This is a genomic window from Variovorax multivorans, assembly GCF_051216835.1.
In the GTDB taxonomy this organism is placed as follows: Bacteria; Pseudomonadota; Gammaproteobacteria; order Burkholderiales; family Burkholderiaceae_C; genus Variovorax.
Window position 1 is genome coordinate 292,004 of record NZ_JBPJZL010000008.1, and the last position, 25,712, is coordinate 317,715.

Here is a 25,712-nt window from a genome sequence, read left to right on the forward strand (position 1 = left end):
CAATCCGACCTAGCGCTGATCGAGGCCGTATCGCGCAAGGTATCCCGATAGCAAGTCAGCGATCTCGACGTTGTTCAGGTCCGAGAAGGCAAAGTGCGTGTTCCCGGTCACGCCGATGCTGGGCAGGTGAAGCAGCTCCGCTCTACCTCCGTGGCGGTTGATGGCATCCACAAATGCCTGGGCATCTCTGAAGGCCTGGACCCAAAGAGGGGAGCGATCGAGGTTGTCGCCGTATACGAGTTGGATCGGAAGCTTCGTCAGCTTCAGAAAATCCGCAAGCGGCACGGCGTGGCTTTGCTGCAGAGGGCCGGTGGTCGGAAGCTCGCCCTCGGGGAACTGAAAGTTCGTAGGCTCATAAGCGACGATCGCCTTCACCTTGGCGCTTTTCATTGCGGCGCCCCAGCCTTGGTTTGCACCTCCGGAGTGAGTCACCAGGATGGCGGGGCCAACTTGGTCCATCAATTTCCCGACGGCGTCGGTGACCACTTGATACGCCTCTCCAGCTCCGCTCCAATCTCTCCTGTCTCCTCCTGTTCCATGAAGGGTTCCCTGCCGAAAATACTCATCGAGTGATTTCGAGTCGCGAGGGAACTGCACGCCAGGGAAGAATTCCGGCAAGGCCGGAGGTGCCCAAACGCCGAGGCGGAAAGTATTGAACAGATTGGATTCGCCTGGAGCGGCATCCGGCAACGCCACGGATCCCTTGGTAGAGCGGCCCGCGCGACCTTGCCGTGGTTGATCTATGGTGTAGACGCTGAATCCTCTGCGCAGAAAGATGGATCGAAACCCCTCTCGCCCGTCAGGGGTGCTGTCGAATATCCAGCCGCTCACGCCGGCACCGTGCCACATCACCAAGGGATGTCGCCTGGCATTCATTGGAATCTGAAACTGGGCATACCCATGGTCGCCGTGAAAGGTGTCTCCATTGGTTCCCGTGATGATCGTGCCACCGAAAGAAAGGCTGCCCTGGGTCTTCAATATCAGCGGGAGACCGCTCTCGCCTTGTGAACCAGGACCCGCCATCGCAGACGTTGACGCCGAGACGGCCAAGCTTGCCATGCCAGCCAGGAATCCTCGTCGCGCGGAGTCACCCGATTGCTGTGGAGCCGAGTCACTCTTTTTTGGGGAGTGGTCAAAGTTCATTGTGCGTTCCTCTGTTGTGAGCCGATGCCGCGCTGCATGAAAGTCTTGCGTTCTGGCGCTGTTCAGCTTGCCGACGTTGTGAGAGCGGGGAATGACATCGTTGGGTTCCGAGCTTCGTTGCGCCTCGCAGTCACCGCGTGTCGTTCCCATGAATCCTCGGGGAGCACACCATCACCCGGGAAATTATTGAGATCGTGAAAATGGAAGTAAAGCGACAAAATTGAGATGGTCTATCCCAAGAACCACGCAAATTCCAAGTCCCAGTGATGGCTGGCACCTGCTTCGGGTCCCGCCGAGCTCGGCGATGCCGATGCCGAAGTGATCGAATGGATTGGCGACCCCTTTTCACGGATCAGTTAATCAAATCTTAAAACCACTAAAAAGTTATTAACGCAGCTCGCTCAGCATCCGCTCCAGAGGGCGAGGACATGGTGTCGATCGCCAGGTATCCCCACTGGAGTCCCCATGCTGAACTGCCTCGTATTCGCTGGCGCCCCGCTCAGGTCGACGCTGGCCCCGAGGGCCCGCGCGGCAAAGGCCACGCCGATCCTGTCGCTGGCTGGCGCTTTGCTGCTGGGCGGCTGCGCCACCCCCCAACGCCCTGATCCCCTTGAAGCCATGAACCGCCAGGTCTTCGGCTTCAACGAAACCGTAGACAAGGCCGTGATGGCCCCCGTCGCCCGCGGCTACGAGCGCGTTGTGCCGGAGCCGGTGCGCGGCGGCGTCAGGAATTTCTTCGCCAATCCCCGCGACCTTGGCTCCGGCGTGAACCTGGTGCTGCAAGGGCGGCCGAAAGAAGGCCTGACCGATCTGGCGCGCGTGGCGACGAACACCACGGTGGGCTTGCTCGGCATGTTCGATGTCGCGACCCCGCTGGGGCTGCCGCGCCAATCCGCCGATCTCGGCCAGACCCTTGGGCGCTGGGGCGTCGGATCTGGCGCCTACGTCGTCTTGCCCCTGATGGGCCCCTCGACCGTGCGCGACACCGCCAACATTCCGGTCGACATGATGCTGACGCCGCAGACCTTCGTCTCCAACAGCGCGCTCGGTGGTGGCCTGACCGCGCTGCAGTTCGCAAGCAAGCGTGCGGATCTTCTGCCGGCAACGCGCCTGCTCGACGACGTCGCGCTCGATCGCTATCTCCTTGTTCGCGACACCTATCTGCAACGCAGACAAAGCCTCGTCCTTGGCGCTTCGCAGCCGGGTCGGAGCAGCGATGACAGCGCGGCGCCGCCTGCTGCAAACCACTGATTTTTTCAACCTCGAGGATTTCCATGACAGAACGAATCCGCCTTGTGAAGCAAGGCAAGAATTTCCGCGCCCACTTGCCTTTCACGGCCATTGCCGCGGGGGTCGCGTGCGCGGCCTTCCTTTCACCGGCTCGGGCGCAGGCCCAAGAAGAAAAAAGCCCCGAAGCGAGTTCGCAATGGGGCCTTGGCATTGGCGTGGCCATGGAGCAAAAGCCCTATCGCGACTTCAACAACAAGGCCCAGGGCATTCCGATGATCACCTACGAGAACAAGTGGGTCAGCGTCGCGTTTCCGAGCGCCGATCTGAAGCTGACATCCGTAGGGCCGGTTTCTTTGCGGCTGCGCGCGCGGCTCGCTGGAGACGGCTACGAGGCCGACGACTCGCCATTCCTCAATGGCATGGACAAGCGCAAGAGCGGCCTGTGGCTGGGCGGCGCGGCCATCTGGCGCAATGACATTGCCAACCTGTCGGCCGAACTGCTGGCCGACGGATCGGGCAACAGCAAGGGCTCTCGGTTCAAGGTACAGGTCGACCGACGCTTCGCTGCAGGTGCCTTCGGCTTCACGCCTCGCCTGGCGGCACATTGGGTGGACAGCAAGTATGTCGACTACTACTACGGCGTGAAGGACTCCGAAGCTCAGTCCGGCCGGCCGGCCTATGTAGGGAAGTCGAGCGCCAACATGGAGGTGGGCCTGCGTGTGGACTACGCCGTGGCCCCCAAGCAAACGGTGTTCCTGGACGTGAGTGCGACCAGCTTCGGCAGCGGTATCAAGAACAGCCCGCTCGTCAGCCGATCCAGTCAGTCCGGCGTGCGTCTGGGCTACGTCTACCGGTTCTGAGAAACCTTAGCCGCGCTTGCGCGGCCAGAGGGCTGCATGGCGCACCAGCGCTTCAGATTGCAGGGCCTGCAAAGAGCTTCGGTGCGCCTTCACGCGGGCCCGTCGGTTCAGGCCCGGCATCTTCCACGCAAATGACTTCCTCCCTCACACTCAGCCGGAGCATTCCATGACCTTCCTTCATTTTTTCCGCCTTGCAGGCATCGCAGCCATACTCGCCGCAGCCTTCAACGCCCACGCCGGCAGCTTCGCTGCGTCCGTGGCCTCCAGTGCCGGCTCCGCATCCAGCAACAGCGTGTCCGCGTCGCTGCGCGGTTCCAGCAAGAGTTCGTTCGACGGCGACAAGGTGGCCGAAGGCGACTACCGCATCACGGAGATCGCGCGGGCCGGCGACCGCGAGGGCTTCACGCGCGTCGCAATGCAGAGCGACGGCGACGCGCAGCGGCGCATCGTGCTCGAACTGCCGCAAGCCACTTTCGCGAAGGAGCGCCTGGGCCCCGGCGACCTCGTGCATGCACAGCAGCGCACCTACGGCACCGCCTTCGCACGTGCCGACACGCGCGAGGCGTTCTACCTCGTGCTCGCCGACGACTGGTATGGGGGGCTCGCCGCGCGCCCTGTGAGCCTTTGATCGTCGCTCGCCGTCTGTTGCTGCTGGGGCTCTCGGCCTTCCTCGCCTTGGCGGGTGGCGTTGCGCACGCGGCGTCTTCGCAATTCTGCGATCGCGCGAAACCGCTCACAGCGAGCCAGCAGGACCGTTTGCTGCGCTTCACCGCCGTCGTGCAGGAAGCGCTTTCGAACACAGGCAGCGACGCCGTGCTGATCAGCCGATCCGGGCTCGATCTTTCGCGCTTTCGCATCCGCTACTCGCACGCCGCAATCGCCTGGAAAGCCGCGGACGGCACCTGGTCCGCGCGGCAGCTGTACTACGCCTGCGACGAAGGGCACCCGCGCCTCTACGACCAGGGCCTGGCCGGCTTCGTCATGGGCATCGACGACTCCGCGCTGGGCTACGTCTCCATCGTCGCCCTGCCCCCCGAAGCGGCACAGGCGCTGCGCAGCGCGGCACTCGACACGCCGCGCGCCCTGCATCTGCTGGCCGCGCGCTACAGCGCCAATGCCTATCCGTTCAGCCTGCGCTACCAGAACTGCAACCAGTGGGTGATGGAACTGCTCGCCGTGGCGTGGGGCGAGCTGCCCGACGGAGACGACCTGCGCGAGCGCGCCCAGCAATGGTTGCGCGAGGCGCCCTACAAGCCCGAGCCGGTCGATGTCGGCTCGCATGCGCTCATCTTCGCGTCGAACTTCGTGCCGCTGCTGTACCTGGACGACCACCCGCAGGACGACATCTACGCACTGACGCTGCGCGTCAGCCTGCCCTCGACTGTGGAAGCCTTCGTGCGCGAACAACGCCCCGGGAGCGAACGCATCGAGCTGTGCCACGACAGCAAGCAGGTCGTGGTGCACCGTGGCTGGACACCCGTCTCCGACGGCTGCAGCCCGGGTGAGAGCGATCGTGTCGTGTCGCTCGACTAGCGCGCAGACAAGGGGAACACAATGATCTGGCTCATCCCCACGATCGCTGTCCTGGTCGGTATCGCGCTGATCGCCTGGGTCCTCCTCCGGCGAGGCCCCGGGATCGATGAGAGCCTCAGAACGACCGAAGGTCTGGATGCTTGCAGTACGCAATTCCTGCTGCATGTCGAGGACGCCGGCTTGCTCAGCGTGGGCTCTCCGGTGTTCTTTCGGCGCATCAAGGTCGGCCAGGTCGCCGCTTGCGAGCTCGATGGCGATGGCCGCGGCGCGTTGCTGCGGATCCTCGTGAACGCACCCTATGACAACTTCGAGGGTGCCAACACACGCTTCTGGCATACGAGCGGGTTCGGCCTGCAGTTCATCTCGAGCGGCGCGACGCTGAGCACGTCGTCGCTCACATCCTCCCTGCTCTGGGGCATTGTCTTTGGCGCGCCGGGCGACGTCGGCGGTCCGGCCGCCTGGGAGAACACAAGCTTCGCGCCACTCCTGCAACCGGACGACAGCAAGTGAAATACCCTTCCAGCTTTGCAGTCGCCCACGCCGCAGTGCTCGCTCTGGTGGTCGGCGTCTTTCTGATGGACGGCTGCGCGCAGAGGCAACCGAGCACTTCCCCGAAAACTCTGGATGCGCCGGCTTCAACACCGGCACGGGGGCCTTACTCATGAATGTCCTGCTCCTCAAATCCGGAGGCGGGACGTGCGATGGATTCGGTGGCGTGCTCGGAAGATGTGGCTTTTCCGTCGACGTGATCGACTCCCCCGATGCAGGCGCGTGGCTTTTCGCAGGCAAGCCGTATGCATTGATTCTTGTCGACGCCGTGCAACCGGCAGCCGCTCATGTGGTGATACGTTCCGTACGGCGTAGCAGCAGTGCTCCGCTGCTGGTATTGATCCAGCGAGACCAGGTGGTCGAACGCCTTGAAGGACTGGCCCAGGGTGCGACCGAGTACCTGGTCGAGCCCTGTGCGCTCGCCGATCTGGTGGCGCGCGCCTGGGCGCTTGCATCTGGCAATCACGGTCCGAAGTCGGCCGTGCTGCGATTGGCGGACTTGGCCATCGACCGCGCGCGCGGCAAGGCGTTCCGTCAAGGTATGGACCTCGGCCTCAGTGCCACGCTGTTCGAGCTTCTGGATGCGCTGATGGCGCACAGGGGCCAGGTGCTGTCACGCGCACAGCTGATCAAGGCCGTATGGGGATCGAGTACCGGCGAGCGGGACAACATGGTCACGGTTGGCATCCTCAGGCTGCGTCAGAAATTGGACGATCCGTTTGATCTGAAGCTGCTCCACACGGTGCGCGGTCAGGGGTACGTGCTGAAGCTGTGCAACGGCCATCAGGGAATCAAGCTCCGGATGGCTTCGTGCAGACAGGACTGCATCGCCCCAACGCCTGGATTTGCGGCAACACGCTGGCCTTGATCGTTGCTTTGGCAGGCCTGAATGTCCGGCCACTTAAGACGGCGCCTCTACCGAGGGGAAAACGACCCGTATGCAGAAACCTCGCCTTTCCAATCCATCCCCGGTCTCGATCGTTGCATGGTGTAGCTGGGAAATCCCGGCCACCAGCGACAACCCGATACCGCTGCCGCGCACGGAAGTACCTGCGACTCGATAGAAGCGTTCGAAGATCGCTTGGCGTTCCGACAGCGGTACGCCAGGACCGTCGTCCGCCACTTCCAGATAGACCCGTTGTCCAGCCGCCTGCCTGTCTTCCTGTGTGGCGCCAGGCTCATGCCCGCAACTGACACGGATTCGTCCTCCCTTCGCGGTGTAGCGCAGCGCGTTGTCGATCAGGTTGCGCAGCAGGATGCCCATCTCGTCGATATTGCAGAGAATGATGCAATTGTTGCGAATATCGAGTTGGATCGAACGGTCCTGCTGGAAGGCATAGGTGTTGAAATCCCGCGCCACGAGCAGAGTGAGATCACTCAAGTTGGCAAGCGTGTGCTGCGGGGCGTTGGCGCTCGAATTCAGTCGAGCCAGGTCGAGCAGCTGTTCGGACAGTCGTGTACTTCTCTGCGCGACCAGAAGCAGTTTGGTCAGCGCCACGTCTTTGTCGACCAACGTGGTGGCACGCAGCGCGATCTGGGCTTGTGCCTGCAGAGTGGAAAGGGGTGTGCGCAACTCGTGCGCGGCATCACCGATGAAGCGGCGCTCGCCTTCGATCGAATCGGAGACCTGTTCCAACAGATGATTGAACGAAGCAATCAACGGATGCAACTCGCGCGGCAGCGTGGAAGCGGTCAGCGGTGTGAGGTCGAACTTGCGCCGGCTTCGCATTGCGGCTTCCAGCGCCACCACAGGCTTGAGTGAGCTGCGGACCACGAACCACATCAACGTGCCTACGATCAGCAAAAGAATCGAGCTGAGTACCAAGCCAACCAATGCTTCGTGCTGCATTTCGGCATCCACCACGCTGTGGAGATTGCCGACCTGCACGTAGATCCGGCCTTCGGAATCCGAGACCGAATAGACGCGCCATCGCCTTCCCTCGATCACCGTGGTGGCAATGCCGTCCTCGAAGTCAGGCCGCAGCGGGGATCCAGGTGCCCCGGGCGTGCGAACGGACAATCGTTTGCGGTCGATCCAGACTTGAAAGACGAGCTGCTCGCTCTCTGCCAGTGCGGGATCCCGCAGTTGCAGTCCCGGCCCTGTCGCAACCATGTCCTTGCCAGCCGGAATTGTCAGCAGGATGCGCGTGGCGATGGTCTTGAGCTTGTCGTCCCAGATGCTGGTCTTGTTGTGCGTGAGATACGCAAAAAGCATCGCGAATGCCACGATCCAGCATAGGGCGATGGTCGCGCCCAGCACCAGGATCATCCTCGCGTACAGCGATTTCGAATTCACGACGGAGACGGGTCGACGACGTAGCCGTGGCCGTGAACGGTGCGGATCAGGTCGTCGCCGAGCTTGCGGCGCAACTGATGAATGAACACTGCGATGGTGTTGCTTTCGACGACGCTGGCCGTTCCGTAGACCACGTCGTGTAGCTGGTCGCGCGTGACGACGTGGCCGGGGCGTTCGAGCAAGGCGAGCAGGGTGCGGTACTCGTGCGCGCTCAGCGGCACATCGAGGCCGGCCTTGGTGACCGCGCGGCGACTGCGGTCGACCGTGACGTCGCCACGGGAGAAAACGGGTATCACGCGACCCTGGCTGCGGCGAATGACCGAGCGAACGCGCGCCCACAACTCGTCGAACTGGAAAGGCTTGACGAGGTAGTCGTCGGCGCCCGCGTCGAGGCCGTGGATGCGCTCGCTCAACTGATCGCGCGCCGTGAGAATCAGGACCGGTGTCGGGTCGTAGCGGCTTCGCATCGACCGCAATACCGTCAGCCCCGACTCCCCACCCGGCAGGCCCAGGTCCAGCAGCACGGCGGCATAGGCATGGTCGATCAGCGCGATCCGGGCAGCGGATGCATTGCCGACACGATCGATGGACCAGCCGCTCTGGCGCGCGCCATCGCACACGGCTTCACCCAGCATGTCGTCGTCTTCTACGAGGAGCAGGTGCATGGAGAGGAACTTCTTCTGGCCAGGTGGGACACCGTGAATGATGACGGTGGATTATTAGGATCTTTTTAAGGTTCGTGGTGGCCTACTGCGCGAAGCGCAACCTGAACCAGCGCTCGAATCCGTCGACATACGTGAATACCACGGGGACCACGAGCAGGCTGAGCAGTGTCGAGGTCACGAGACCACCGATCACCGCGATCGCCATTGGCTGACGAAAGCTCGCGTCCGAGCCCAACCCGAGGGCGATGGGCAGCATGCCCGCGATCATCGCTACCGTGGTCATCACGATCGGCCTCGAACGCTTGTGGCAGGAATCGATCAACGCGTCCATGGGAGGAAGACCGCGGTCCCTCATGCCGACGACCGTGTGTTCCACCAGCAAGATCGAGTTCTTGGTGACGATGCCCATGAGCATCACCAGTCCGATCATCGACGGAACATCCAACTCACTTCGCGCCAGAAGCAGCGCCACGAAGGCTCCGCCCAGCGAAAGCGGAATCGCTGAAAGAATGGTGACGGGCTGCAGGAAGTCCTTGAAAAGAAGCACGAGCACACAGAACATGCACAGCACGCCAGTGAGGATCGCGAGGCCGAAGCCCGAGGCCAGTTCGGCCGCCACTTCGGCATCGCCCGTATTGATCAATGAAACGCTCGGCGGCATGTGTTGTGCAGCCGGCAGCGCGCGGGCTGCTGTCAGGGCCTCACCCAGCGGCATGCCGCCGAGGTCGGCGCTGACGGTGACGTAGCGACGCCTGTCGTAACGGTCGATCTGCGCTGGGCCGCTTTCAACGGCCAGTTCGGCCAGGCTCGAAAGCGGCACCAGTCCGTTGCGAGAAGGCACCCGCAGGTTCGAGAGCGCTTCGATGTCCTGTCGCGTCGTATCGGGCACGCGCACACGGATGTCGACCTGGCGGTTGTCGAGGTTGAGCTTGGCCAACTGCGCATCGAAATCGCCACTGGTGGCAATTCGGATGGTCTCGCCGATCGTGGCCGTGCTCACTCCGCGTTCGGCGGCACGTTTGAGGTCAGGCCGCACGATGACTTCGGGGCGCTCAAGGCTGGCTGTTGTGCGAATACTCGAGAGTCGACTCACGCCGCGTAAATCGCGCTCGAACGCTTGCGCACTTGCTTTCAGCGCCTGCGCGTTGTCACTCGTGAGAATCAACGACATCTGTTCGCCGGAGCCGCCACCCCCCACGGCAAAGCGTGCACCCGGTACCGTGGCGAGTATCCTGCGCACACTCTTTTCGATCGCCATTTGCGAGGGGCGGTCTTCGCGGGCTCGCAGCACCAAGGTCAGCGCGCTCTTGCGCACATCGGAAGCCTGGCCCGCACCACCGATTTGTGCGGCTCCCACGGCGGTAAATACGCTGCGAATTCCCGGGACGTCGTGCAGCGCGCCGCGCACGCGCTCCGACACTTCCACGGTGTCGCTCAGCGAACTGCCCGGCGGTAGCTCGACGTTGACTGTGGTGAAGCCGCGGTCCGATGCAGGAATCAGGCCTGACGGTATCAGCGGGATCAACGCGATCGAGATCAAGAAGAACACGCTAGCGGCGGCCATCGTTGTCCCGCGGTGCGTCAGGCACCACCGCACCGAGCCCAGGTAGAAGCGCATGAGCTTGCCGTCTGCCTCCAGCTTTTCCGAAGGTGCATGCGGCTTCAGCAGCCATGAGGCCATGATGGGTGTGAGCAGGCGCGCCACGAGAAGCGACGCCAATACTGCGATCACCGCAGTCCAGCCGAACTGCTGAAAGAAGAGTCCCGGTACGCCGCTCATCAATGTGGTGGGCACAAAAACCACCACCAGCGTCATCGTGGTTGCGATCACCGCCAACGCGATCTCATTGACCGCGTCGCCCGTGGCCTGCAGTACGGACTTGCCCATGCGCCGGTGGCGCTCGATGTTCTCGATCTCGACGATGGCATCGTCGATCAGGATGCCGACGATCACCGCCAGTGCAAGCAGTGTCAGTGTGTTGAGCGAATAGCCGAGCCAGGACATCACCGCGAACGCCGGCAAGATCGACAGTGGCAGGGCGGAGGCTGCCACCAGCGTGGCACGCCAGTCGCGCAGGAACCACCAGACGACCAGCACCGCAAGGATTGCTCCTTCGTACAGCATCTGCATCGAGCCGCGGAACTGTTCGCGGGTGTATTCCACACTCCCGGATACCGGCGTGACGACCAGAGACGCGTCGGTGGCCTGCATGCGCTCGAGTGCTTCGGTGACGCCCTGTGCGATCCGTGTCTCATCGAATCCTTTGGCGCGATAGACGCTGAACCCGACGACGGCCTTGCCGTCCAGCAGTGCTGCCTGGTTGCGTTCGGCGTTCGTATCGAGCACCGATGCCACTTGGTCGAGCCGCACCTCGCGGCCATCGACCAGAGCCACTGGCATGTCCGCCAGTTCGGCGGCCTGTCGCACCGTCGCAACCGTTCTTACCGATTGCTCGGAGAGGCCGATCTGGCCGCGCCCACCGGACGATTCCTGCTGGGTGCTCCGCAATGCCCGCGAGACGTCCGTTGTCGTCACGCCAAGCGCATTCATCTGCGTGGTGTTCACTTCGACGCGGACTTCGCGCTGGACGCCACCCAGCCGGTCAACACGTCCGACACCGTGTACCGCGAGCAGCGCCTTGCCGACTGTGTCATCGACGAACCACGAAAGAGCTTCCTCGTTCATTCGATCGGATGCGATGGCGTAAGTAAGGATCGGGCTACCCCGTTCGGTGACTGCGCTGATGGTCGGTTGAAGCAGGTCCGTCGGCAGGTTTGAGCGCGCGCGATCGACTGCATCTTTCGTATCGATCAGGGCGTCCGAAAGCTTCTTCTCCAGCGAAAATTCCACACGGATTTGCACACTGCCGTCGGTGATCGACGTGCGTGTGTGCTTGAGTCCGGTGATGGTGGCGAGCGAATTCTCTACCGTGCGAGCGACCTCGGTTTCGAGCTGGGCGGGAGCCGCACCGGGTTGCGAGAGCACGATGTTCACGGTTGGCAGGTCCAGGTCTGGAAGAGCCTGGATCGGGAGTTGCTGAAAACCGCGCACACCCGCAAATGTCAGCAGGGCGAACAACAGGATGGCAGGAATCGGATTGCGCAAGGTCCAGGTGGCGAAGTTCATCGCTCAACCCTTTCGCGATGTCAGCGCCGCCAACGGTGCGGTGACTGATGGACTGGCGACGCGCACGGTATCGCCATCGTTGAGGAGGCCGGCGCCCTGTGCAACAACGAGATCGCCTTGCGCGAGGTTTTGCAGAATTTCGATTTCCGTGCCACGTCGACGTCCGGTCGTCACAGCCTGCGCACGCACCTGGCGCGTGGCCTCGGCTCCAATCAATCTGAAAACGAAACTGCGACCGTCGCGGATCACCACGCTCGAAGCTGGCACCACCAACGCGACGCTCGGCGCCAGTGCGATGTGGCCGCTGGCGTACATGCCGCCGCGTGCGGTGCTGCCAGGGGCAATGTCCGCATACACGACGCCGAGTCGCGAACGCTCGTCGAGCAAGGGCGCGATCTGACGAATGCGCGCCTGGGCGGTGCCGCCGTCGGGCAGCGCGAGCGAAATCGACTGCCCCAGGGTCACGGCTGCGATCTGCCTGGCCGTGAGCTCGCCGCGCCATTCGAGCCTGCTTTGCCGCACCAGCCGGAAGAGCTCCTGTCCGCTGCTTGTCACCGCCCCCAGGGTGGCCGAGCGCGCGCTGATTTCGCCATCGTCAGGGGCGATGACGTCTGCGTGGCGCAGCTGCAGTCGTTTGGAGTTCAATTGCGCGCGAGCCGAATCGACCTGCGCTCGCGCAGTCGCGGCTTGCGTGACGTACTGAAGGATCTCCTGCTCGCTGATGCCTCCGCTGCCCTTGAGTTGAAGGGCGCGTTCGCGGTTCGCATCGGCCTGCGCCGCGAGACTTTCGGACTGCGCAAGGCTGGCGAGAAGTTGCGCTTCATCTGCGCGCAGCATGGCGGCGTCGAAGCGCGCGAGGAACTGGCCGCGTCGTACGACGTCGCCCACGCCGACATGCAGTTCTGTAATCCGCAGCCCTGAGGTCTGGGAGCCGACGACAGCTTCTTGCCATGGCGCAATCGCGCCGGTGGTATCCAGCGTGGTGGGCCATTCCGTTGTGCGCGCGATGACTTCCGTTACCGTCAACGCAGAGGCGATCGGTGCCGCGGGGAGCGGCGAATGGCGGCCCCGAAGGTTCCACACGGCAAATGCGATGGACAGCACGATGATCGTCGATGTGGCAAGGACCCACGCAAGGCGTCGACCCGAACGCAAAGCAGGGCGGACGGCATGCTTTGCGGACTGGAGCATGGCCGGTTCGGTTTTGTCGGACTCGTTCGAGTTCATGAAGAGAGAGGGGGTTCGGTGGTAGCGGCATTGCCAGAAGCTCGCACGAGGCTGATCCAGGCTTGGCCGCTGTCCTGTGCGGCGGCGATCGCGCTGTCCTGCGCTGCCGCGAACTGGCGTCGTGCGTCCTCGAGCTCGAAGAGGCTCACGGCGCCAGCGCGCCAGCGCGCTTCCGTGGCTTCGAGAACCAGCCGGGCGGCGACCACCGCCTCATGGGTGGTGAGGCGGCGTTCATCGGACGAGGCGACCGCCGCCAAGGCGTCTTCGGTTTCCTGAGCCGCGGAGCGCACGGCGATGCGCAAGGCAGCTACCGCACCGCGGTAGCGGGCCTCTGTCGCTGCCACGTTGGCCGCGCCGCGTCCGCCGTCGAACAAACTGCCCACGAGCGCGGGACCTGCTGACCAGGCTGTGTAGTCGAGCGTGGTGCCGGCTGCGCGAAGCCATTGGCCGCTCAATGCCGCGGAAAGGTCCAGCCGCGGAAGGCGTTCTGCCCGTGCTACGCCAATCTCCGCCCAGGCAGCGGCGACTTCGCGCTCGGCACTCACCACGCTCGGGTGTGCCGCAAGCACCTCGGCAGGCAAAGACAACCGCGCGCGCGGTGCGACTGGCATCACCGAGTCGATCCCAAATCGAGTGTCTCTGCCGATTTCCGAGGGAAGCGACGCTGACAATGGGACAGAAACCAGCGCGCGGACGGCGTCGAGTGGCTGTCCACTCAGCGCCACCAGCGCGTTGGCACTGCGGGCACATTCCTGCCGTCGAGCGGCAAGGCTGGTGCGCGCAGTGGCCAGTTCGCTGACTGCGCGCGCTTCATCGACGGGCGCGACGAATCCGATGGCAACGCGACGACGGGTAAGTTGAAGCGTTTTCTCGCGCGAATCGATGTCTTCTGCCAGGACCATGCTGGAGAACTCGCAGGCTCGTAGCGCGAGCACCTGGCTTGCGATCTGCGAAGTCAGCGAAAGGTGGGCTGCGCGGGCATCGGCATCCCGGGCGTCGAGCTTGCGTTCGCTGGCGTCCACCGAGTTGCGGATGCGGCCGAAGAGGTCCAGCTCCCAACTGGGGCCGATGCCGACGGAGGTCGCAGTGGTCGTGCGTGTGCTTCCATCGCTGCTATTGGTGTTCAGGCTGCGCCCGCGCGTGCTGTCGGCGTTGACGCCCAAGGTCGGCAAGCGCTGTGCGCTGGAAACGCCCAACTGAGCCTTGGCTTCATCCACGCGTGACATGGCTTGAGCAAGGGTGGGGCTGTCGGCCAGTGCTGCGCCGGTCAGCGCGTCGATGGTGGGGTCGTGCAGTTGGCGCCACCACTGGGTGTTCGCCGTGGCTGTGGAGAGGCCTTCCTGCTGCATCGCAGACCAGGCTGCCGGCGCTGAGATGGCGTCGGCTGCATACGGCGGCTGCGTTGAACAGCCAGCCAGTGCGGCAAGCAGTGGAATCAGGAGGGATGCTGTGAATCCCGGCTTCGCGCTGCGCATCGGGTGGCGCTTCATTGCGCAGTTCAGCATGGGGTCTCCGGTCTGAAAGGCATGCGGACGACGACATGTCTTCGCGTGCTGGAGCAGATGCTGAACGACGGGCTTTAATAACTCTTTAGCGAAATTAAGAATTGATTAAGAGGGCCCCGTTTGGGCGTCAACCCAGCCGACCTTTGGTCGCATAGGCCAGAAGTTGATCGATCACGTAGCGCACACGAGGGTTCAGATGTGCCTGTCGCGGCCACACGGCGTGAACCTCCACGCCGACGCCCGAGTAAGCCTGCAATACAGGTCTCAGGAGGCCGGCGCTCAATGGCTCGCGCACCAGCGAGTGGGGCAGCTGGACGATCCCGAGGCCACCGATGGCGGCATCCACCATGGCCTCTCCATCGCTCAGCCGGTGTGTCGCAGGCGGAGTGAAGCGCTTTTGCGTTCCATCGTCGTGCACGAACCAGACGAGGGGTGGACCTTTCCGTGAACCCACGATGCAGCGATGCGCCCGGACGTCCGCCAGGGTTCGAGGCTCACCGCGTGCCTGCAGATACGCCGGCGAAGCACAGATCACGCGTTCTTGTGTCACGAGATGGCGTGCAATGAGCTCGGCACTGTCCGGGAGGGCCCCAAAGCGGATTGCCAGATCGACTCCGTCCTGCAGCAGGTCGCTGGTGGCGTCCGAGAACGTGAGCGTCAGGCTCAGATCCGGGTGGGGCCGCGTGATCTCGATGAGTGCGGGCAAGAGGACCCGTCGACCGAACGCGACGGGCATGTCGATATGCAGCCGTCCGCTGAGGATCTGGTTGTCGGATGAAAGGGCCGCCTGTGCCGCAGTGATCTCATCGATGGCCGAAGTGCAGGCGGCGAGATAGGCCTCGCCGTCGGCCGTCAGCTTAGTCAGGCGGGTGGTTCGATGGAACAGTTTGAAGCCGAGCCTGTCTTCCAGGCGGGCAATGGTCTTGCCCACCGCCGACTTCGTCAGGCTCAGCCGCTCGGCGGCTTCCGTGAATGTGCTCGATCGTGCGGTCGCCACGAAAACGGACACGCCAGACAGGGGGTCGCGTTGCATGGGTGTATCTCCAGAGGCTACACAGAGTGGAAGGAATGGCTAATTATGGACTTCAGTTCTTCATTAGCATTGGTATTCCACAGCCGGAGCACCACGTCCATCAAGGGCGCTTTAGTGTCGGCTTCAACCGTTTCAAGGAGCACTTTATGCCCGTCGTTCGTGTGAGTTGGTTTGAAGGCAAGGACCATGCGCAAAAGGAAAAGGTCGCATCGGAGATCACGCAGAGCATCGTCCGCAATACCGGGACGGACCCGAACTACATCTATGTGATCTTCGAAGACGTCAAGGCGTCCGACTGGGCCGGTGCAGGCAAGCTTTTCGGGAAAGCGTCGGAAGAAAGCGCCGGCTGATTCGCGGAGGAAGAACATGCAAAAGACGATCGCAGGCCTCGCGCTTGCCGCGGTGTGCGGCTTGCTTTCCATCCAGGTCAGAGCCGAACCCGCGCTGGAGGTCTTGGGCCGAGACTTCGTGTTTCCCCATCGCGTCGAAGGCATGCCGGCCAGGCTGTCCGATTTCAAGGGCCTTCAAGTTAACCATTTCGTCACCAACGACGGGGTCAAGCTGGCCTACTGGGAGGCAGGGCAGGGCAAGCCGTTGATCCTTGTGCCCGGATGGTCGGCCAATGGTGCCCAGTACATCAACGTCATGTATCTGTTGGCCAAGCACTACCGTGTCTACGTGCTGGACCCGCGCAACCAGGGGTTGTCGCAGCACGTCGACTATGGCAACCGGATCGCACGCTATTCGATGGATCTGAAGGAGTTCGGCGACCACCTCGGCGTGAAGTCGGCCGACTACGTGGGTCACTCGATGGGAGCGGCAGTCCTGTGGAGCTACATCGATCTGTTCGGTACCAGCGCAATGCACAAGGCGGTCTTCGTGGACGAACCCATCTCCATCTACTCGCACAGCGATTGGTCGGAAAAAGAGCGTTCCGAAGCGGGTGGGAGCACCAGTTCGGCAGAGCGGATGGTGGCCGCCTTGACTGCGGGTGGCCCGGTCAACAAGCTCATCACGGACATGAAACCGTTCGAGCGCGCACAGTCGTTCGACTCGCCCTACTTTGCGAACTCCGAGGGCCTTGCCAGCGCAGTCATCAAGAGCGATCCACAGGCGATGGGACGGGTGCTGTTCAATCACACGGTGAGCGACTGGCGCGACGTTGTCCGCCACAAGATCGACATACCCGTTGCCATCTTCTCGGGCGACGAAAGCAACAACCTGCCCAGCCAGCGCTGGGCGAAGTCGGTGATCCCGAACGCTACGCTCTACAGCTACACGTCAGCCGAGCAAGGCGATCACTTCCTGATGTTCAAGAACCCCGTCAAGTTCACCAGCGATCTGCAGGCCTTCCTGGCGCGCTGAGGTGGAGCGGGCATCGTGCTTGCGGTCCGCCTCGCTCTGCACCACTCAAGCGGCGTCGGGCTGCGCCGACGGTTCTGCGCGCTTGAACGCCTCCAGGCTTGAACAGGCAGCATCGATGGCCTGCAGCCTGGGCCAACGACCGAGCTCGACCTTGAACCTGCGAGCGCTTTCGATCTGAGGGACAAGATAGGCATCGGCAAGCGTCGGACGGTCGCCGAACGAGAAGCCGCCGCGGGACCCTTTGGCTGCAATCAATGCATCGAATGCGTCGAACCCGCTGGCGATCCAGGTGCCGCACCACTGATTGATCGCTGCTTCGTCAGCGCCGAAGCGATGGCGCAGTGTCTCCAGAATCCGACGGTTGTTGATCGGATGAACGTCGCATCCGATGATTGCGGCCAGCGCCCTGACATGTGCGCGTTCGAGCAACCCCGAGGGAAGAAGAGGAACGTCTGGATAGCGTTCCTCCAGCCACTCGATGATCGCTGGCGATTGGGTGAGCAGGGTGTCACCGATGTCCAGTGTCGGCACCAACTGCTGGGGGTTGATGGTCGTGTAGGCTTCGCCGAGATGCTCCTCTTTGCGCAAGTCGACCGCGATCTGTTCATAGCTCAGACCTTTGAGATTCAGTGCGATGCGCAGGCGGTGTGAGGTGCCGCTTCGGAAAAAGTTGTAGAGCTTCATGGTGTTGGATATCGGGAAGGGACTTCTTCGGAGGTCTCGGATGCGCGGCGGCCGCTTCGCCGCCATCGCACTAAACCCCCATGTATTGATGAACGATCTCAGGTTGCCCGCGCAGTTCGGTGGAGCTCCCGCTCCATACGACGCGTCCCTTCTCGATCACGAAGTGACGGTCGGCGAGGTTCAACAGCGACTTGACGTTCTTGTCGATGACGATCTGGGACAGGCCGTCCTGTTTGAGTTCCGTGAGCGCGCGCCAGATCTCGTTGCGGATCAGGGGGGCCAGGCCCTCAGTGGCTTCATCGAGCACCAGCAGGCGAGGATTCGTCATCAACGCCCGGCCGATGGCCAGCATCTGCTGCTCGCCACCGGAAAGTTGCGTTCCAAGGTTGCCGCGCCTTTCCTTGAGCCGGGGAAAGAAGGCGTAAACGCGGTCCAGGTCCCATTGACGGATGACTTCCTTTTTACTGGCACGCGCCGTGGCGACGAGGTTTTCTTCCACCGTGAGGTTGGAGAAAATCTGGCGCCCCTCGGGTACCAGCGCAAGTCCATGCCGGGCAATGCGGTGCGAAGGCAATCGATCTACCCGGGTGCCGTCGACCCAAATGTTCCCGCCAGTCACAGGCAACATGCCGAAGAGGCATTTCACCGTGGTGGACCGACCCATGCCGTTGCGCCCGAGCAGCGTGACGACTTCTCCGGTACCGACGTCGAAGGAAATGTCGAACAGCGCCTGCGCGTGGCCGTAGGAAGCCTTCACGCCTTTGACAGACAGAAATGTGCTCATGCTTCGGCCTCTTCTTCGCCCAGATACACAGCCCGTACCTCAGGGTGGTTGCGGATCTCGTCGGGGGTCCCGGTGAACAGGATCCTGCCGTAGACCAGGACGCTGATGCGATCGGCCAATGCGAATACCGCGTCCATGTCGTGCTCCACCAGAAGAATGGTGTACTGACGCTTGAGCCGCTGAAGCAGCGCGATCACGCTGCTGGACTCCTGCACGCTCATGCCGGCCATCGGCTCGTCGAGCAGCAGAAACTTCGGACCTGCGGCCAGGCTCATGGCGAGTTCGAGCTGCCGCTTCTCGCCGTACCCCAGATCGCCAGCGGCCACATGATGGCGGCTCCCGAGGCCGGTCGCTGCAAGGGCCTCTTCGGCCGAACGCAGAGCTCGAGGATCGGCGGCCATCGGGCGCCAGAACTGGAATGCATGTCGCTTGGAGGCAAGGGCAGCAAACGTGGCGTTCTCGATCACGGTGAAGTCTTCGAACACCGAAGTGATCTGGTAGGAGCGCAGCAGGCCGCGTTGCGCCCTTTCCTGGATGGGCAGGCGGGATACGTCGACGCCGTTGAACCATACGGCGCCGGAGTCTGATGCGAGCTCACCGGAGAGCTGGTTGATCAGCGTCGTCTTGCCGGCGCCATTGGGTCCGATGATCGCGTGCAGTTCGCCTTCACCGATGTCCAGCGATACGGCATCGGTGACGAGCAGCGCGCCATAGCGCTTGGTCAGCGAATCAGTGCGAAGAACGGTTGAGGTCATGTCGTCTTCCTGGCTGTCGATGTCGCATCGATGGCTGCGTGTTCTGCAATGGGCGCGGTCGTCGATGCGTTGACCGGTGTGCGCGCGTCGAAGTGTTCGAGCAGGCCGACGATGCCGCGCTTGCCCAGCAGGGCGACCAGCACGATCAGTGGGCCGAAGATCACCATCCAGTGTTCCGTCACGCCTTTCAGCGCTTCTTCCAGGCCGAGGAAGACCAGGGCCCCCAGGAGTGGCCCGAAGATCGACCCGAGCCCGCCGATCACCACGATCACGATCAGCTCGCCGGACACCGACCAGGCAAGCGTGCTGGGCGATGCGAACGCATTGAGGTTGGCCAGCAACAGGCCCGCGACGCCGCACAACATGCCAGAGATAACGTAGGCCAGCAACTGGTAACGCCTGGCCGGAATGCCTGCCGCATTCACGCGCCGCAGGTTCTGCCTGGCGCCGCGAATCACCATGCCGAACGGCGCTACGCGAAGGCGCGCTAACCACCAAAGCGACAAGACGAGAACAACGAATGCGGCGATGTAGACGTTGGTGGCCGAAGAAAGATCGAACGGCCCGAAGCGGCTGCCCATCGCGATCGACAGCCCGTCATCCCCGCCATAAGCCTTCAGGCTCACAAAGAGAAAATAGCCCATCTGGGCGAAGGCCAGCGTGATCATGATGAAGGCGATGCCACTTGTGCGAAGGCTGATCGCGCCTGTGACAAGCCCCACGAGGCCACACGCGACCAGGCACACGAGCAGATGGACCCAGCCGCTGCCGATGCCGTGAAACGCCGCAAGGCCCACCGCATAGCTTCCCAGCCCCAGGAACAGCGAGTGACCGAAGCTCACCAGCCCACCGTAGCCCAGTGCGATGTTGAGCGCGCAGGCGGCAATGGCATAGATGATGATGCGTGCGAAGAAGGCGATGTAGAAGGTCTCGCCGGTCGCTTGCGCGACCAGGGGAACGCTTGCAAGGAGCAGCAGGACAAGCAGCGGCACCCAGACACTGGGGCGTGAGAGGAGTAATTTCATGGGATCACCTGTTGGCCGGAAAGAGCCCTTGGGGCCGCCAGGCCAGAACCACCGCCATCAGCAGGTAGACCAGCATCGAGGCCAACGCGGGACCGGCCGCGTCGGCAAAGGAGCGCTCCGTCATCTGCCTGAGGATCAGCGGCAGGAACACCCGGCCCATCGTGTCGACGATGCCCACGATCAAGGCGGCATAGAAGGCCCCCGTCACCGAGCCGATACCCCCGATGACGATGACCACGAGCGTGGTGATCAGGACAGATTCGCCCATGCCCGACTGGACCGAAAGAATCGGCCCGGCCATCGCGCCGGCCAGTCCTGCCAGCATGGCGCCAACGGCAAACAGCATGGCGTTGAGCAACCGTATGTTCACGCCCAGGGCCGCAACCATTGCCGGATTGACGGCACCTGCGCGGATTAGCATGCCCACTCTTGTCTTGTTGATCAGCATCCAGGAACCCACCGCGACCGCGAGTCCGACCAGGATGATCGCGAACCGATAGGAGGGATAGCTGAACCCGCCGATGTCGATGGCGCCGCTCAGGAAGTCGGGCACCTGCAGGAAGACCGGTTGCGAACCCCAGACGATGCGCACCAGCTCGTTGAAGAAGAGCACAAGTCCGAACGTGGCCAGCACATGGTCGAGGTGGTCGCGGCGATAGAGCCGCGCCACGACCGCGAGCTCGAGCACCAGGCCCAGCAGCAGCGCGCCGCCCATGGCCGCTGCAACGGCAAGACCGAACGAGCCGGTGTACTGGAAGGCGGTGGCCGCGAAGTACGCGCCCATCATGTAGAGCGATCCATGCGCCAGGTTGACGAAGCTCATGATGCCGAAGACCAGTGTCAGGCCGGCGGCCAGCAGGAATAACAGGACCCCGTACTGGAGCCCGTTGAGAAGCTGTGCGAGAACGAGCGTGCTGCTCATGAGATCACTTCTGTGCGCACTGCGTGTGATACGCGTCGACGTGCTTCGTCAGTGGCGTTGCAAGCAACTTGCCGGTGATGCGCCCGCCGTCCTTCACGGTCTCGAAGGCGTAGTAGTTCTGCACCGGCATGTTGTTGTTGTTGAATGCGAAAGGGCCGCGCACCGATTTCAACTCGTCGCCGGCGGCTCGGACTGCGGCAGCCAGCGCCTTGCTGTCACCTGGCTTGACTTTGCCGAGCGCGATGTTCAACAGGTTGGCCGCGTCGTACGCGGTGGCTGCGTATTCGCTTGGCGTGCGCTTGTACTTGGCTTCAAAGGCGGCGACGAACTTTTTGCTCTCCGGCGTGTCCAGCGCGGCGTCCCACATCGCGCCGCTGATGCTGCCGACGGCCGCATCGCGCAAGGCGGGCAATGTCGTGCCGTCCACCGTGAAGACCGAGTACAGCGGAACCTTCGTCATCAGTCCGGCCTGCGCCATCTGCTTGATGAAGTTGACCCCCATGCCGCCCGGATAGAACACGAAAGCGGCATCAGGCTTGGCCGCCTGGAGTTGGGCGAGTTCGGCGGAGTAGTCCGGCTGGTTCACCTGCGTGTAGACCTCTTCGACGATCTGCCCCTTGAAGTAGCGCTTGAAGCCGCTCAGCATGTCCTTGCCGGCCTGGTAGTTCGGCGCCATCAGGTAGACCTTCTTCACGCCGCGGTCCTGCGCGAACTTGCCCATCGCTTCGGCTGCACCGTCGTTCTGCCAAGCCGTCGAGAAGACATTCGCCTTGCAGCCGGCGCCAGCGACTGGCGACGGTCCTGCATTGGTCGCGATGGCCACGGTGCCGGACTCGGCAATGCGCGGCAGGCTTGCCATCATGACGTTCGAGAAGCTCAGGCCAACGATGGCGTCGACCTTGTCCTTGTCGATGAACTTGCGCACGATCTGGCCGCCGATTTCCGGCTTCAGCTGGTCGTCCTCTTTCAGCACGGTGGCTGCCTGGCCGCCGAGCTTTCCGCCCAGTTGTTCGACGGCCAGCATGAAGCCATCGACCTGGTCCTGACCCACGACTGCAATGGGTCCGGAAAGCGGTGCCATGATGCCGATCGTGGCTGCGCTCGCGAGATGACCGATGCCCGCGCAGGTCAGTGCGGCGAGTGTCAGGGCCGTGCGGCGAAAAGAAGTGTTCGGTGTCGTCATGGTCGTTCTGGCGAAGCCAGGTCCTGGGTTGCGTGAGGTATGCAGGAAAGGTGGAACGCCGTCTCGCAGAAGGCGAAGGCAGATGCGGTCGCGCGAAACCGGGCCGAGCGCGATCCGCGCGCATCACTTGCGAGATGCGCCAGAGGTGTTCAGTGAAACTCGTGTTGGCCCAGGGAAGCTCGAAGTTCGGACTTCGAGCGTCACGGGAAGCGCGTCAAGGCGTTGCGTCGAAGCTGCTCGCTCGGTCTGCGAGTCAGCGTGCGTTGGCGCTCGAGCGGCAGGCGCCGAGGCCCTAAGAGGGATGGAACCGATGCATTTTTTTGTCTCCGTTATAGGCTGCTCGCTGGACGGCGCCTGTTCGTGGGTGCGGGTGGCGCAATCATTGCGCCACTGGAGACATAAGCCAATAGTATGTAGTGAATACAGCGCATAGATTTGGCGAATATTGATTTCGCTTCGTCATGGCTTGCATTCGAGACAGCTACGTGATTACCACCATCTTGCCGCTTGCCTCGTTGTTCTCCATCCTTCGATGAACCTCCACGATCTCGTCGAGGCTGTGGATCTGGTCAATGGGGACCTTTGCTGTTCCGGCGCGAACCCGGTCCAGGAAGTCCTGCAGCACAGGCGCCGGCAGGTCGCTCGCATCCCCAGAATATGCGCAAAGCCGAATGCAGCGCGGCAGGTACGCGATGGGGTAGAAGTCCCTCACGGTCCATTCGTTGGAGAGCATTCCCGTGAAGCAGACGGTGCCCCGGTTGCGGGTCGCCCGCAGGGTGTCCGGCAAGGTGGGCGTGCCTACCAACTCGAGTGCGGTGTCCACGCCCTCGCTATGCGCGAGAACCTGCGATGCGACATCGCCGTCGTCGATGAGTACGTGGTCGACGCCAGCGTCCACCAGGACCTGTCGTTTGGCTGTATTGCGTGTTGTCGCATACACGGTCATGCCGCGTTGCTTTGCCAGTACGGCGGCGGCCAGTCCCACCGAGGATGTGCCACCCCTGATCAGGATGGACTGGCCAGGTTGCACATCCAGTGCGGCCGTCAAAGAGCCATAAGCGGTCTGAAGCATCTCCGGTATGGCCCCCAACGTGCTCCACGGAAGATCGCTCCGGAAGGCAATCGCCTGGCTTACCGGCACGCAGGTGTACTCCGCGTAGCCGCCGTCGTACGTGCGTCCCATGTTCCCCATCATTGCCGCCACCTGTTGACCTGATTGAAGCTCCCCGCCGGGGCAGGCTTCGACTACGCCGCAGGCTTCGATACCCAGTACGCGCGGAAAAGTAACGCCCTCGGCGAGGCCCAGCCTGGTGTGCAACTCCGACCGGTTGATGCCGAAAGCGCGAACGCGAATCAGCACCTCGCCTCGCCGAGGAACCGGCACCGGCAATTGGCGAATGCGAAGCGCCTCGGGAGGGCCCGGGGCATCCAGAACCACGGCTTTCATCATCGGTTTCATCGGCATCTCCGTGCAGCATTCATCAGGCTGCGTAACCCTTCAGGAAAACTTCGACACAAGCCGCGCAGTAGCGCCTTGTCTGTGCGCCTGTTCGTCGGCACTGCAGGCCAAGAATCAGTCGAAGCTGCTCGTTTCCGCGAACCATCGCGGCGAACTGTTCGGCCGCATCCTGTGCATGAGCAATTCTGAGGCTGCGAACGCGATCACAGGCCCTCAGGTATTTGATGAGTGTCGTGATCACTGCCTCCGGACCGCTCTCTAGGAAGCTGGTCGAGAGGTCGACATTGCGGGCTCCGGACGCATTGAGCATCCGGACGTGTTGGATCACTGCCGCATCCGTGATCAGACCCAGATAGCTCTGTGCAACGCGAAGCAGTGCTTCTCGCGGATTGCCCGGATCCAGCGACGCGATGTCCAGGTCCAGCGCCTGGCGCACCGGCTCGTTCACGGTCGCGTTGAACAGGGCCTCCTTGGACGGAAAGTACTTGTAGAGAGTGACTTTCGAGACTCCCGACGCTTCGGCAATGCCGTCCATGCTGGAGCCTTCGAGCCCGAGTTGGGCGAACTGCTCACGGGCGGCAGAGAGCATCCGGTCAAGGCGGGCGGGGTCGCGCGGTCGGCCTCTCGGCCGCGCAGACAACCGTGTCGTGGGTGGGGAAATGCTGCTCATGCCGAATCCTGTTTATTTGTTTGCTGTACTGTTCAGTAAATAAATTTGTATTTTACGCGCTGCCAACCATGCGGCGCTCTCCCAGCGATGAAGCAATCGACGAGTTCCACCATTCGAGGCGCCCAGGGGCTTCTCTCGCGCCATGCCCTGCTGCTCATGCTGGTCTTCTGTCTCACAACGACGGACTTCCTTCAAAGCACCATCGTGGCGATCAACGCCGCCGCGATCATCGGGGATCTGGGCGCGAGTCCCGAGGAGTTCAGTCTTGCCGCAACCATGTATGCGCTGGTGGCTGTCGGTGCGATCTACAAGCAGCGTTGGCTTGTCGAGCGCCTGGGCTGGCGGCTGTTCACGCAGGTCTCTATTGCGATCTTCGTCGCGGGTCTGCTGGTCAGCTCGACCGGCCGCTCCATGGTGCAGTTCGTCGTCGGGCGGGTGTTGATGGCTGCAGGCGGCGCGACGTTCGTGACGGTGGCAAGAGTCATCGTTAATCACATCCCCCCGTCTGCGCGGCGCTTCGACGGCGTGAGGTTTTTCGCCTACGGTCTTGTTGCGGGCAGTGTGCTTGGGCCCCTGGTTGCCGTCATGGCGCTCGATCACGGGTCATGGCGGTATGCGTTCTGGATACTGGGCGTGCCGGCGGTGGTGATGGCCGCTCTCGCTACCGTGGTGCTGCCCGAGGAGTCGGCGCCGGCCGAACTCCGCTCCGAAGCACATCCGACTGGCCTGCTTCTTCTGATGCTCGGTACCTTCGCGCTGCTTCACGCGCTGCAGCGGTCCAGCTATGACTGGTTCCCCGATCGCTCGACGATCCTTGCATGGATCCTGCTGGCCATCGCCCTGCTCGCGCTCTACGCATTCAGGGAGCGGCGGCGGCACCGGGCGCCGCTTCAACTTGCGCGGCTGGGTCACGGTCGCTACCTGCTGGGAGTCGTGGCGTTCACCGTCGCGTACATGGTCATGGCCGGCGATAACTATGTCGTTCCGCTTCTCATCAGGCAGGGCCTGGGCCTGCCGCTGCAGACCGTGGGGTCGCTGCTCGCCACGGGAGCTGCAACAGGTGTCGTTACCTGGTTCTTCATGGCTCGCCTGATGAAGCGCCATGCGCTGTCGACGCCCTTCTATGCACTGGGTTTCACGTGCCTCGCGCTCTACGGCACATTGCTGGCGCGTCTGACACCGCAGGTGCACCCATGGCTGCACATCGCACCGGTCCTCATGTTGCATGGCATGTTCGTGATCCTCGTGCTCGCGACGACGGCGGTGCAGACCTACCGCAACGTTCAGCACGACGAGGCTGTCTTTTCGACTGCCAACCAGGTCAAGAACATGTTGGGTCAGTTCGGCACGGCCGCAGGCATTGCGCTGGCCACGCTGGTGACGCAGTGGCGCACCGCCTGGCACTACGACCAGTTTGCTCAGGACATCGTGCGAGGGCGGCCCGGGGTGAATGAAATGCTTGCGCAGCTCACCACCCACTTTGCCGCCACGGATGCACCGCTTCTTGCGGCGCAACGCGCGCTGGGCTACCTGCAGCAGCAGGTGGCTGTGCAATCGACCTTCATGGCGACGACGGACTATTTCTGGGGCATCTCCGCGCTGGGCCTGCTCTGCCTCCTGCTCGTGGCCATCGAATGGGGAGTTCGACGACCCGCGAAACAGGTGGCTTGAGCAGGCCGGTGGTCAGCAATGACGGC

General features: G+C 62.9%; 24 protein-coding genes. 9 read left to right on the forward strand and 15 right to left on the reverse strand.

Annotation, left to right across the window (positions count from 1 at the left end; genetic code table 11):
• Window positions 1-9 precede the first annotated feature (9 nt).
• Entirely contained in the window at window positions 10-1,143 is a 1,134-nt protein-coding gene (locus tag ACSFCA_RS22985) for an alpha/beta hydrolase (protein ID WP_435461319.1), read from the reverse strand.
• A 465-nt stretch (window positions 1,144-1,608) separates the two neighbouring features.
• On the opposite strand from ACSFCA_RS22985, the gene ACSFCA_RS22990 reads away from it, so the two are divergent.
• The 6 genes from ACSFCA_RS22990 to ACSFCA_RS23015 all read left to right on the forward strand — a co-directional run bounded on the left by ACSFCA_RS22990 (window position 1,609) and on the right by ACSFCA_RS23015 (window position 6,183).
• Entirely contained in the window at window positions 1,609-2,394 is a 786-nt protein-coding gene (locus tag ACSFCA_RS22990) for an MlaA family lipoprotein (protein WP_435461320.1), read from the forward strand.
• 23 nt (window positions 2,395-2,417) lie between these two features.
• On the forward strand, window positions 2,418-3,233 hold the full coding sequence (locus ACSFCA_RS22995) for a MipA/OmpV family protein (RefSeq protein WP_435461321.1): 816 nt from the start codon (window positions 2,418-2,420) through the stop codon (window positions 3,231-3,233).
• Between the two features lie 166 nt (window positions 3,234-3,399).
• Window positions 3,400-3,861, forward strand: coding sequence for a hypothetical protein (locus tag ACSFCA_RS23000; RefSeq protein ID WP_435461322.1), 462 nt, complete (start codon window positions 3,400-3,402; stop codon window positions 3,859-3,861).
• A complete protein-coding gene (locus ACSFCA_RS23005; protein ID WP_435461365.1) occupies window positions 3,861-4,766 on the forward strand; it encodes a DUF2145 domain-containing protein in 906 nt (301 codons plus the stop codon). The genes ACSFCA_RS23000 and ACSFCA_RS23005 overlap by 1 nt, the downstream gene beginning before the upstream one ends.
• Window positions 4,767-4,787: 21 nt before the next feature.
• The gene (locus tag ACSFCA_RS23010; RefSeq protein WP_435461323.1) at window positions 4,788-5,276 is read left to right on the forward strand and encodes an MlaD family protein; all 489 of its coding nucleotides are present in this window, start codon (window positions 4,788-4,790) and stop codon (window positions 5,274-5,276) included.
• A 151-nt stretch (window positions 5,277-5,427) separates the two neighbouring features.
• A complete protein-coding gene (locus ACSFCA_RS23015) occupies window positions 5,428-6,183 on the forward strand; it encodes a winged helix-turn-helix domain-containing protein (protein WP_435461324.1) in 756 nt (251 codons plus the stop codon).
• Window positions 6,184-6,216: 33 nt separating this feature from the next.
• Here ACSFCA_RS23015 and ACSFCA_RS23020 read toward each other — a convergent pair whose 3' ends face one another.
• The 6 genes from ACSFCA_RS23020 to ACSFCA_RS23045 form a co-directional block, all read right to left on the reverse strand.
• Window positions 6,217-7,584 (reverse strand): ATP-binding protein, encoded by a 1,368-nt coding sequence (locus ACSFCA_RS23020; RefSeq protein ID WP_435477450.1) that lies wholly within the window; start codon window positions 7,582-7,584, stop codon window positions 6,217-6,219.
• A gap of 23 nt (window positions 7,585-7,607) precedes the next feature.
• Complete coding sequence (locus ACSFCA_RS23025; RefSeq protein WP_435461326.1) at window positions 7,608-8,276, reverse strand: response regulator transcription factor; 669 nt, start codon at window positions 8,274-8,276, stop codon at window positions 7,608-7,610.
• Between the two features lie 82 nt (window positions 8,277-8,358).
• Window positions 8,359-11,403 carry an efflux RND transporter permease subunit gene (locus ACSFCA_RS23030; protein WP_435461327.1) on the reverse strand — a complete coding sequence of 1,015 codons (3,045 nt, stop codon included), beginning with the start codon at window positions 11,401-11,403 and terminating at the stop codon, window positions 8,359-8,361.
• 3 nt (window positions 11,404-11,406) lie between these two features.
• A complete protein-coding gene (locus ACSFCA_RS23035) occupies window positions 11,407-12,630 on the reverse strand; it encodes an efflux RND transporter periplasmic adaptor subunit (protein WP_435461328.1) in 1,224 nt (407 codons plus the stop codon).
• On the reverse strand, window positions 12,627-14,135 hold the full coding sequence (locus ACSFCA_RS23040; protein WP_435461329.1) for an efflux transporter outer membrane subunit: 1,509 nt from the start codon (window positions 14,133-14,135) through the stop codon (window positions 12,627-12,629). Before ACSFCA_RS23040 ends, ACSFCA_RS23035 begins: the two co-directional genes overlap by 4 nt.
• A gap of 127 nt (window positions 14,136-14,262) precedes the next feature.
• The gene (locus ACSFCA_RS23045; protein WP_435461330.1) at window positions 14,263-15,168 is read right to left on the reverse strand and encodes a LysR family transcriptional regulator; all 906 of its coding nucleotides are present in this window, start codon (window positions 15,166-15,168) and stop codon (window positions 14,263-14,265) included.
• A 35-nt stretch (window positions 15,169-15,203) separates the two neighbouring features.
• Here ACSFCA_RS23045 and ACSFCA_RS23050 point away from each other — a divergent pair, with 35 nt between their 5' ends.
• Window positions 15,204-15,518 carry a tautomerase family protein gene (locus tag ACSFCA_RS23050; protein WP_435461331.1) on the forward strand — a complete coding sequence of 105 codons (315 nt, stop codon included), beginning with the start codon at window positions 15,204-15,206 and terminating at the stop codon, window positions 15,516-15,518.
• Window positions 15,519-15,534: 16 nt separating this feature from the next.
• Entirely contained in the window at window positions 15,535-16,533 is a 999-nt protein-coding gene (locus ACSFCA_RS23055) for an alpha/beta fold hydrolase (RefSeq protein WP_435461332.1), read from the forward strand.
• 45 nt (window positions 16,534-16,578) lie between these two features.
• Here the strand turns inward: ACSFCA_RS23055 and maiA are convergent, their stop codons facing one another.
• The 8 genes from maiA to ACSFCA_RS23095 form a co-directional block, all read right to left on the reverse strand.
• On the reverse strand, window positions 16,579-17,217 hold the full coding sequence (gene maiA, locus ACSFCA_RS23060; RefSeq protein ID WP_435461333.1) for a maleylacetoacetate isomerase: 639 nt from the start codon (window positions 17,215-17,217) through the stop codon (window positions 16,579-16,581).
• Window positions 17,218-17,287: 70 nt separating this feature from the next.
• Window positions 17,288-18,001, reverse strand: a complete 714-nt coding sequence (locus ACSFCA_RS23065; protein WP_435461334.1) for an ABC transporter ATP-binding protein — start codon at window positions 17,999-18,001, stop codon at window positions 17,288-17,290.
• Window positions 17,998-18,756 (reverse strand): ABC transporter ATP-binding protein, encoded by a 759-nt coding sequence (locus ACSFCA_RS23070; protein ID WP_435461335.1) that lies wholly within the window; start codon window positions 18,754-18,756, stop codon window positions 17,998-18,000. Before ACSFCA_RS23070 ends, ACSFCA_RS23065 begins: the two co-directional genes overlap by 4 nt.
• Entirely contained in the window at window positions 18,753-19,781 is a 1,029-nt protein-coding gene (locus tag ACSFCA_RS23075; protein ID WP_435461336.1) for a branched-chain amino acid ABC transporter permease, read from the reverse strand. Before ACSFCA_RS23075 ends, ACSFCA_RS23070 begins: the two co-directional genes overlap by 4 nt.
• 4 nt (window positions 19,782-19,785) lie before the next feature.
• The gene (locus tag ACSFCA_RS23080) at window positions 19,786-20,703 is read right to left on the reverse strand and encodes a branched-chain amino acid ABC transporter permease (RefSeq protein ID WP_093056040.1); all 918 of its coding nucleotides are present in this window, start codon (window positions 20,701-20,703) and stop codon (window positions 19,786-19,788) included.
• Between the two features lie 4 nt (window positions 20,704-20,707).
• Complete coding sequence (locus ACSFCA_RS23085; RefSeq protein WP_108142788.1) at window positions 20,708-21,886, reverse strand: ABC transporter substrate-binding protein; 1,179 nt, start codon at window positions 21,884-21,886, stop codon at window positions 20,708-20,710.
• A gap of 481 nt (window positions 21,887-22,367) precedes the next feature.
• Entirely contained in the window at window positions 22,368-23,345 is a 978-nt protein-coding gene (locus ACSFCA_RS23090) for a zinc-binding alcohol dehydrogenase family protein (RefSeq protein ID WP_435461337.1), read from the reverse strand.
• A gap of 22 nt (window positions 23,346-23,367) precedes the next feature.
• Window positions 23,368-24,015 carry a TetR/AcrR family transcriptional regulator gene (locus ACSFCA_RS23095; protein WP_435461338.1) on the reverse strand — a complete coding sequence of 216 codons (648 nt, stop codon included), beginning with the start codon at window positions 24,013-24,015 and terminating at the stop codon, window positions 23,368-23,370.
• A gap of 87 nt (window positions 24,016-24,102) precedes the next feature.
• Between ACSFCA_RS23095 and ACSFCA_RS23100 the strand changes: the two genes are divergently transcribed.
• Window positions 24,103-25,686 (forward strand): MFS transporter, encoded by a 1,584-nt coding sequence (locus ACSFCA_RS23100; RefSeq protein WP_435461339.1) that lies wholly within the window; start codon window positions 24,103-24,105, stop codon window positions 25,684-25,686.
• Window positions 25,687-25,712: the final 26 nt, after the last annotated feature.

What these genes read in the sequence shown, in the direction of transcription:
- ACSFCA_RS23030 (WP_435461327.1), bottom strand. Translation starts at nt 11,403, where the DNA reads ATGAACTTCGCCACCTGGACCTTGCGCAATCCGATTCCTGCCATCCTG.
- ACSFCA_RS23080 (WP_093056040.1), bottom strand. Translation starts at nt 20,703, where the DNA reads ATGAGCAGCACGCTCGTTCTCGCACAGCTTCTCAACGGGCTCCAGTAC.
- ACSFCA_RS23015 (WP_435461324.1), top strand. Translation starts at nt 5,428, where the DNA reads ATGAATGTCCTGCTCCTCAAATCCGGAGGCGGGACGTGCGATGGATTC.
- ACSFCA_RS22985 (WP_435461319.1), bottom strand. Translation starts at nt 1,143, where the DNA reads ATGAACTTTGACCACTCCCCAAAAAAGAGTGACTCGGCTCCACAGCAA.
- ACSFCA_RS23025 (WP_435461326.1), bottom strand. Translation starts at nt 8,276, where the DNA reads ATGCACCTGCTCCTCGTAGAAGACGACGACATGCTGGGTGAAGCCGTG.
- ACSFCA_RS23100 (WP_435461339.1), top strand. Translation starts at nt 24,103, where the DNA reads ATGAAGCAATCGACGAGTTCCACCATTCGAGGCGCCCAGGGGCTTCTC.
- ACSFCA_RS23090 (WP_435461337.1), bottom strand. Translation starts at nt 23,345, where the DNA reads ATGAAACCGATGATGAAAGCCGTGGTTCTGGATGCCCCGGGCCCTCCC.
- ACSFCA_RS23010 (WP_435461323.1), top strand. Translation starts at nt 4,788, where the DNA reads ATGATCTGGCTCATCCCCACGATCGCTGTCCTGGTCGGTATCGCGCTG.
- ACSFCA_RS23035 (WP_435461328.1), bottom strand. Translation starts at nt 12,630, where the DNA reads ATGAACTCGAACGAGTCCGACAAAACCGAACCGGCCATGCTCCAGTCC.
- ACSFCA_RS23020 (WP_435477450.1), bottom strand. Translation starts at nt 7,584, where the DNA reads ATGATCCTGGTGCTGGGCGCGACCATCGCCCTATGCTGGATCGTGGCA.
- maiA (WP_435461333.1), bottom strand. Translation starts at nt 17,217, where the DNA reads ATGAAGCTCTACAACTTTTTCCGAAGCGGCACCTCACACCGCCTGCGC.
- ACSFCA_RS22995 (WP_435461321.1), top strand. Translation starts at nt 2,418, where the DNA reads ATGACAGAACGAATCCGCCTTGTGAAGCAAGGCAAGAATTTCCGCGCC.
- ACSFCA_RS23055 (WP_435461332.1), top strand. Translation starts at nt 15,535, where the DNA reads ATGCAAAAGACGATCGCAGGCCTCGCGCTTGCCGCGGTGTGCGGCTTG.
- ACSFCA_RS23050 (WP_435461331.1), top strand. Translation starts at nt 15,204, where the DNA reads ATGGCTAATTATGGACTTCAGTTCTTCATTAGCATTGGTATTCCACAG.
- ACSFCA_RS23095 (WP_435461338.1), bottom strand. Translation starts at nt 24,015, where the DNA reads ATGAGCAGCATTTCCCCACCCACGACACGGTTGTCTGCGCGGCCGAGA.
- ACSFCA_RS23000 (WP_435461322.1), top strand. Translation starts at nt 3,400, where the DNA reads ATGACCTTCCTTCATTTTTTCCGCCTTGCAGGCATCGCAGCCATACTC.
- ACSFCA_RS23070 (WP_435461335.1), bottom strand. Translation starts at nt 18,756, where the DNA reads ATGACCTCAACCGTTCTTCGCACTGATTCGCTGACCAAGCGCTATGGC.
- ACSFCA_RS23085 (WP_108142788.1), bottom strand. Translation starts at nt 21,886, where the DNA reads ATGACGACACCGAACACTTCTTTTCGCCGCACGGCCCTGACACTCGCC.
- ACSFCA_RS23040 (WP_435461329.1), bottom strand. Translation starts at nt 14,135, where the DNA reads ATGCTGAACTGCGCAATGAAGCGCCACCCGATGCGCAGCGCGAAGCCG.
- ACSFCA_RS23075 (WP_435461336.1), bottom strand. Translation starts at nt 19,781, where the DNA reads ATGAAATTACTCCTCTCACGCCCCAGTGTCTGGGTGCCGCTGCTTGTC.
- ACSFCA_RS23065 (WP_435461334.1), bottom strand. Translation starts at nt 18,001, where the DNA reads ATGAGCACATTTCTGTCTGTCAAAGGCGTGAAGGCTTCCTACGGCCAC.
- ACSFCA_RS23045 (WP_435461330.1), bottom strand. Translation starts at nt 15,168, where the DNA reads ATGCAACGCGACCCCCTGTCTGGCGTGTCCGTTTTCGTGGCGACCGCA.
- ACSFCA_RS22990 (WP_435461320.1), top strand. Translation starts at nt 1,609, where the DNA reads ATGCTGAACTGCCTCGTATTCGCTGGCGCCCCGCTCAGGTCGACGCTG.